Raw genomic sequence first — 2,584 nt, 5'->3', positions numbered from 1 at the left:
ATTTGGCTTTGGTAAGTCTATCTTAGAAACTCCTCGCTCGGCCTCTACCATCAGTGATGAGCAAATGGAACGTTTTGCTATTGGTGATATCGATGAGTTGGTGGCTTTTGCTCCAGGTACTTTTACACAATCATTCTTTGGAGTCGCAGGCTCTTTGGATGTGCGTGGCACGCCAGGCGAAACGTACTTCCGTGGCGTAAAACGCTTAGATAACCCGGGTAACTACCCAACCCCTATTGGTGCTTCAAGCCGAATCGATATTGTTCGTGGCCCAGCATCACCTATTTATGGTCCAGCTAAAATCGGTGGTTACTTAAACTTTAATCCAAAATCAGCCCGTGCCAGTGGCGGACAATACCTAGACCAAAACAAAGGCGCATTTTCATATACGCTTGGTAGCTGGGACAAATCAGTACTTAGTGCTGAGTTGGGCGGACCGACTTCAATTGGGGATAAAAAAGCAGGTTTTTACCTTTACGGTGAAGTAGAGAACTCTGGCAGTTACTACGAAAATACCGGAACGGATCAAACAGTACTACAAGCCTCATTTAACGTTGATATTACTGAAAATTTACGCCTAGAATTTGGCGGTATGTACCATGACTATGATGGTAACCAAGTCGCAGGTTGGAACCGTTTGACTCAAGATTTAGTCGATAATGGCACATATATTACCGGTACCGCACAACCATTAGATACGGACGGTGACGGTTCAATTTCTCACCAAGAATATAATTCAGTGAATGTGAACCCATTTATTTGGCAAGTGCCGATGAATGAAACGACAGCTGATCTTATCCCCGAAATTATGGCCCTTGAGAACGTGGGTACCACCAAACTTAAAGGGAGCCAAGTACTAGTCGCTGCAGACGACCAATTAAAAAATACGGTTGAAACAGTATATTTCGATGTCATCTATTACACCGATAACGGCTGGGAAATTAAGAATCAGTTGTTTTACGAAGCTTATGATAACTTAAACGAAAATGCCTACGGTTTCTCGCAATACCATGACAGTTATGTAGTAGAAGATAAAATTGTTTTCGCTACTGAATACGAAACTGACAGCATGATAGCCCAAGTTCAAATTTCACCTTCATTGCGTTATATCGATTTTGAACATGGCGAAGATTGGAAAAACGAGTACTTCGATCGTCGTGACTTAACCATGGCATCTAGCGCCTTAGACAGACGTTTATTATCAACCAGAATTGATAGTGATTATACCGAGTGGTACGAAGGTAACTATTTAGATCTTGGTTTTGCCGCCATGGTTGATTTGACTTGGGATTCTGGTTTGAACATCGTATTAGGTGCTCGTTACGACTCATTTGATATGGAAAGCCACGCCAATGTTGAAAAGACACAGCTAGGTAACTACGGCTCTGGATTCGTTATTGTTAGTGATGACGGTAAATATTTCTTAAATGACTTTGGCGCTGATCCGGTTAACTACACCGCGGCTGATATTACGGCCCCTGTGGATGCTGAAGACAAAGTTAATGGTGTATCTTGGAATACCAGTATTTCATACAAATTTGATTTTGGATTGATTCCGTATATCACCGCAGCTGAGCAATCAACGATTATTGTTGGTCAAGGCGCAGAAATCAAAACGGGAAGCATTTATTCTGGTGGCGTATTTGATAAATCGAAGTTATTGGAATTCGGTGTTAAAGGCACGTTCTTAGAAGACTCTTTGTATTTTGCTATTGCCAATTACAAACAAGAACGTACAGATACCAAGGCGCAATCGACAACTCTGAACAACGTAACGGAAACAAACGGAACGGAGTTTGAATTACGTTGGGTAGTGAGTGACGACCTAGTTATCAGTGCGGGTTATACCAATGTTAAGGTTGAAAACCTAACCGCATTAGAAGATGGCGCTCAGTTCGCTTTCTTTGGTGCTGAAGACATGCCTTTGGTTGACCCATCACTTATTTTCGGTGGTGTTGCAATAGGTGATGTACCAAATAGCAACAACCCTGATGGTCGTAAAGCGGGTATTCCAGAGAATATCTATACCTTGACAGCAACCTACGATTTCCAAAATGGTTTTGCTGCTAATGCAAGTATTGTTGACGTAGACTCTACCTATTCAGGCTATTCACAGTCGGTATTATTACCTGCTTATACCCTGGTTAATGCCGGTGTTATCTACCAAGAAGAAACCTGGTCTTTGAGCTTTAACATTAAAAACTTAACCGACGAGACGTATTATCGTTCTAACTTCCCTGACTTATTTGGTAGTTCAATCGTATTGCCTGAATTACCACGTAGTTATCAAGCGAAATTCGCTTATAAGTTTTAAGGCTTAATAAGCATTGCGTTTGTTTTGCGCAATGTGACATAACAAGGGATAAGACTGATGTTCAGGCTTGTCCCTTTTTTTTAGAGAAAAATATGAAAAAATTTACATTGTGTTTGATCAATAGCATGGCGTTGCTTACCTTGGCCTGTTCACCACAAAAAGCGCTGGATACTCAAGGTGAAACGCCGATAGAAGTTAAAGTCGTTGTCGTTAATATGTTTGAAATCGGTGAAGACCAAGGCGATAAAGCGGGTGAATTTCAGCTGTGGA

At 41.5% G+C, this 2,584-nt stretch carries 1 protein-coding gene; it reads left to right on the top strand.

What is annotated here, in order from left to right; translation table 11 throughout:
• A partial coding sequence (locus tag NWQ57_RS14215) for a TonB-dependent siderophore receptor (RefSeq protein WP_306022822.1) occupies positions 1–2,314 on the top strand: 2,314 nt, incomplete at its 5' end.
• Positions 2,315–2,584: the final 270 nt, after the last annotated feature.

It is taken from the genome of Paraglaciecola sp. (genome assembly GCF_030730205.1).
Classification (GTDB): Bacteria; Pseudomonadota; Gammaproteobacteria; order Enterobacterales; family Alteromonadaceae; genus Paraglaciecola.
This window is presented reverse-complemented; position numbering and strand designations above follow the sequence as displayed.